This is a genomic window from Gemmatimonas sp., from assembly GCF_021298855.1.
Taxonomy (GTDB): Bacteria; Gemmatimonadota; Gemmatimonadetes; order Gemmatimonadales; family Gemmatimonadaceae; genus Gemmatimonas.
On the sequence record NZ_JAJTHI010000025.1, the window covers coordinates 1 to 4979 of the forward strand.

A 4979-nucleotide genomic window follows, 5' to 3' on the forward strand; every position below is an offset into this window, starting at 1 on the left:
CACGCTGTCGGCGAAGGTGCGCGCAAACTCCTGCGTACGGGGCCCGGTGGTGATCCAGTCCGACTGCAGGGCGGCGACCACCTCGGCAATCTCTTCCGGGCCGACCGACGGCGGGGAGAAGGGGAGGAAGGTGGGGCGGACCGGAGCTTCCAGCGGGGGCATGAGAGCACTCACAAATGAGAACGGCGCACGGACGGGCCTCAGCGTGACCACCGGAAATCTGTCCGCACACACGCAGGGCGACCAGAGGGTTGGGGTGCGCGCCGAACTGGCGCGTCTCGCCAAGGTACTGCCCCCGGGACGCAAGCGGCTGTGGGGGATGCTGGCGCTGCTCGTGGTGCGCAGCGCCTTCGAGCTGGTGGGTGTTGGCGCGGTCGCACCGTTTCTCAAGGTGGCCACCGACCCGGCGGTCATTCAGGAGGTGGGTGCGCTGGCGTGGCTCTATCGCGCTGGCGGGTTCACGTCGGCCATGGCTTTCACCACCGCGCTGGGGGTGTGCGTGGTCGGTTCACTGGCGCTGGGCAACGTGCTGGCCGTGCTCGCGGCGCGACAGTCCACCGCCTACAGCTGGGACGTGGTGCTGCACCTCTCGCGGTGCCTGCTGCGCGGCTATCTCGCCAGACCGTACGCCTATCACACCACCGTCCATTCGGCGCAGGTGCACCGCACCGTCATGCAGGAGAGCCAGCAGGTGGGGGCCGGCGTGGTGGGGCCGTTGCTCACGCTCGCCGGTCAGTCGCTCGTGGTAATCGCGGTGGTAACGCTGCTGCTGGCCAGCAACCTGCTCGTGTCCAGCATCCTGCTTACCGTCATTGGGGGCGTCTTTGCCGTTACGCACGCGGCCGCCAAGCGACGCACCGCCGTGTCCGGCGAAGAACGCCTCAAGGCCAATCGCGTGCGCAACAAGGTGGCCAGCGAGGCGCTTTCCGGCATTCGTGAGCTCAAGGTGCTGCAGCAGGAGGAGCTCCCGTTGGCGCGCTTCAGCGAGTTAGATGGCGTTATCCGTAGTGGCGTCGTGCTGTCGAACTCCCTGCCGCTGGTGCCGCGCTATCTGGTGGAGGTGCTGCTGGTTGGCAGCATGATCGTGGCGCTGCTGGTGGTGCGGTCGGGTGGCCAGGCACCGGCGTCGCTGCTCCCTACGCTCAGCCTGTACCTCTTTGCCGGCATACGCCTGCTGCCGGCCATGCAGAACGTATTCGGCGCCGTCACCGCGTACCGCACCAATCGTTCGACCATCGACGAAGTGCTTGCCGCGCTTGAGGAGGGCGCCGAGGCGCAGCAGCACGAACAGGAACCGCCGGAGGCACTGCCATTTGAACGCGAAGTGGCGGTACGCGATCTGTGCTTCCGGTACGACGGGCAGCAGAAGCCGGCGTTGGATGGCGTGACCTTCCGCATTCCCAGGGGAACCTCGCTGGGGGTGATCGGTTCATCTGGGTCAGGGAAAAGCACGCTGGCCGATGTGCTGCTTGGCCTGCAATGGCCGGAGCGCGGCGTGGTGAGCGTGGACGACCAACCGTTGGGGCTACACAACATCAGAGCTTGGCGCCCGCAGGTGGGATACGTATCGCAGGCGGTGTTTCTGTCCGACGAATCCCTGCTGGCCAACATTGCCTTTGGTGAGCCACCACACGTTGCCGACCGTGCTCGCGCCCTCGAGGTGTCCAGGCTGGCGCAGTTGCAGGAGCTGCTGAACACGCTACCACAGGGGTTGGACACGATCGTGGGCGAACGTGGCGTGCGCCTGAGTGGCGGCCAGCGGCAGCGCATTGGCATTGCGCGGGCCCTGTACCGGCACCCGCCACTGCTCATTCTCGATGAAGCGACCAGCGCTCTCGATGGCGTGACCGAACAGCTGGTAATGGCCGCCATTCAGCAGCAACGGCGTGACCAGACGCTGCTGGTCATTGCCCACAGGCTGGCCACCATTCGGCACTGCGACCAGCTCTTGCTGCTTAACGAGGGGCGCGTGGCGGAGATTGGCACCTGGGAGGAGCTGGAGCAGCGCAGTACCCTGTTTCGGCAACTCACCACCGCCGCCGCCATGTCGGCAGCGCCGCAGTCGGTTGGCGAACTGGATGGAGCACCCGTCGCCAGCGAGGCCGGCTCGTGAAGGTGGCCATTGTCGATGTCCGGTACCCTCCGGAGACCTTTCTCGACCGCAAGTTCACGCGGCTCGCCAGAGAAGGTTTCGTATTGATGGTTTATTCGCGCAGCGTAAATCGTGCTTTTCGCCGAGATGGCGTGGAGTGGCGGCCGCTCCTGTCGGCAACGCGAGGTGATGTGCGGCGGCGTGGTCTGGCGTATGTACGCGCGCTGGCAGGCAGGGCCACGGTGGTGCGTTCGGATCACCTGTCTGGTACTCGCAAGTTGGTCGCACAATGGTGCACGAGGCGCGCACTCGCGGGGGTGAGTGTTGTGCACTTCGAATGGGTGCTGAGTGCCAGCGACTTTCGATCTTTGTGGAGCATACCCCGCGCGGTCATGACGGTGAGCTTGCGCGGATCGCAGGTCAAGATCGCAACCAAGGATCCACGCCGGCCATCGTTGGCGGAGCCGCTGGCCACCACGCTTGCGGCCGCACGGCTCGTACACGGTGTTTCGGCGGACATCGTTCGGGCGGCGACGGCGTTCGGTCTCGATACTTCGAAGGCACGAGTCATCCGGCCAGCTGTCGATCCGGAAGGGTACACATCGCGCGATCAGCTGCCGCGCAACGATACGCTTCGCCTGATATCCGTGGGCGCTTTGCGATGGCACAAGGGTCATGAGTTCTCCATCACGGCCGTCGCGCAGGCGGTTCGGGCTGGGGTGGATGTGCGGTACGTCATCGTGGGAGACGGCGACGAACGCGAACGGTTGGAGTTCGCCATTCGCGAATTCGGATTGGACGCGGTCGTTACGCTGGTGGGTGCAAAGTCGCCCACTGAGGTGGCGGCAATGCTTTCCCGCAGTGACGCCCTGCTCCTGCCCAGCATCGACGAAGGCATTGCGAACGCTGTGCTGGAAGGCATGGCCAGCGGCCTGCCCGTGATCGTGACCGAGGCCGGCGGCATGCGTGAAGCCGTGACCGATGGGGTCGAGGGGTTGGTGGTGCCTGTGCGCGACGCGTCGGCCATGGCACAGGCCATCGTGCGCCTGGCGGGCGACCGCGCACTTGCTGGTCGCATGGGCAAGGCCGCACGGGAGCGTGTCGAGCGGGAGTTCTCGCTGGCTCAGCAGGCGAAGAGCTGGATGCGCTTCTACGAAGAAGCGGCGGCAACACGGTGAGTCGGCTCGTGCTGGTAGTGCCCGCGTTTCCGCAGCTCTCCGAGACGTTCATTGCCTCGAAGGTGGCGGGGCTGCTGGAGCGTGGGTGGGATGTGCATGTGGTCTGCCGCGACTTGCTGCCGGCAAATACCTCCCCCTTCGGCCCGGCCATTCAGCGCATGTTTGCGGAGGGGCGCGTGCATGCCGAGCCGCGGCTCGAACGCTCGCCCGTGGGGGCCCTGCGCGCCGCCTCTGCGGTAGCCGGCGCGGCGGTCGCATCGCCGTGGCGCACGGCCAGTCATTGGCGTCGGGCACTGCGGACAGCGAGGCCGGGTGCGCCCACGAGCTGCATTCTCGACAGTCCGCTGGTGCAACTTGCGCCCTCGCTCGTGCACTTCGAGTTCGGCACCCTGGCCCTTGGGCGCACGCACACGCTGGTGGCCAACGATATGCCGTACTCGCTCAGCTTTCGCGGCTACGACGTGAACTTCCATCGGTTGCGCGACGGGGCCATTTACGGCGACGCATGCCGTGATGCACAGGGTGTGCACGTGCTTGGCGAAGATCTCAAGAGGCGCGCCATCGCCCGCGGCTGCCCCCTCAATGCGCGCTTTGCCGTCATCCCGCCCGCCATCGACGTCGACTTCTTTTGCCCGGGCAATGAAGTGCGCCCGGTGAATGGAGGCGCGCGTCGGCTGCGCATTCTGTCCGTGGGGCGCCTCGAGTGGAAGAAAGGCTACGAGCATGCCATTGAAGCGGTTCGCCAGTTGGTCGCACGCGGCTGCGATGTGGAGTATCGCATTGTTGGAGACGGCGGCCACGTGCTCGCCATCAACGTGGCGGTGGATCAGGCCGGGCTGGCCGACCGGGTCACGTTGCTGGGCAAGCGTGACCGCGAAGCAGTACGCGAGGAACTCCGCGCCGCCGATCTCTTTCTGCACGCGGCGGTGTCGGAGGGGTTCTGCAATGCGGTCCTCGAGGCGCAGGCGGTGGGGTGCCCCGTGGTAGTGACAAACGCCGACGGTCTGGCTGAGAACGTGGCGCACGGGGAGACCGGGCTGGTGGTGCCCACGTACAGCGCGCCTGCCCTGGCCGACGCCATGGAGGAACTGCTGCGTGATGCCCCCCGTCGCAGCCGCATGGGCCAACAGGGAAGGGAACGCGTCGCCGGCACCTTCCGTATCGAGCAACAGATCGACCGGTGGGAGCAGTTTTATGGCGAGCTTGGCCTCTCCCCGTTGGCGCGCTGAGGGTGGCGACGGTATGCAGCAGATGGAGCCCACCAATGCCACCATGGCCGTGCGTCTCATGCAGGAGTCCGACCTGGAGGCCGTAGCACAGCTGCACATCAGCGCCTTCCCCGAGCAGCTGATGAGCCGCCTGGGTGTTGACGTGGTGCGTGCCTACTACGCGTGGCAGCTGCGCTGCGGGGCCACGGCCCGTGCCTTTCGGGCGGCTGTGGTGGGCAACGGGAATGGGCTGGCCGGATTCGTGATTGGCGGGCGCTATCACGGCGCTACCTCCGGCTTTGTGAAGGCGTATGCCGGTACCCTGTTGCTGGCGCTCGCCAGGAACCCGCAACTGCTGGGCGATCGGCGGGTGCTGGCAAAGCTGCGTGCCGTCACGCGCGCCGTTTTCAGTGTCTGGTTTCGACGCGCGGCTCCCTCCCAAACGGGGCCGGTGGCTGAACCCAGCTTCGGCGTGCTCGCCCTTGCCGTCGCACCACAAAG

Annotated in this window: 4 protein-coding genes; all 4 read left to right on the forward strand. The window is 66.4% G+C overall.

Translation table 11 applies throughout. The annotated features are described in order from the left end of the window. Positions 1 to 160 precede the first annotated feature (160 nt). On the forward strand, positions 161 to 2113 hold the full coding sequence (locus LW840_RS09625) for an ABC transporter ATP-binding protein (RefSeq protein WP_291276888.1): 1953 nt from the start codon (positions 161 to 163) through the stop codon (positions 2111 to 2113). Further along, the gene (locus tag LW840_RS09630) at positions 2110 to 3270 is read left to right on the forward strand and encodes a glycosyltransferase family 4 protein (RefSeq protein ID WP_291276889.1); all 1161 of its coding nucleotides are present in this window, start codon (positions 2110 to 2112) and stop codon (positions 3268 to 3270) included. The genes LW840_RS09625 and LW840_RS09630 overlap by 4 nt, the downstream gene beginning before the upstream one ends. Before the next feature lie 17 nt (positions 3271 to 3287). After that, positions 3288 to 4499 (forward strand): glycosyltransferase family 4 protein, encoded by a 1212-nt coding sequence (locus tag LW840_RS09635; protein ID WP_291276890.1) that lies wholly within the window; start codon positions 3288 to 3290, stop codon positions 4497 to 4499. Next, a partial coding sequence (locus tag LW840_RS09640; RefSeq protein ID WP_291276891.1) for a hypothetical protein occupies positions 4474 to 4979 on the forward strand: 506 nt, incomplete at its 3' end. The genes LW840_RS09635 and LW840_RS09640, both read left to right, overlap by 26 nt.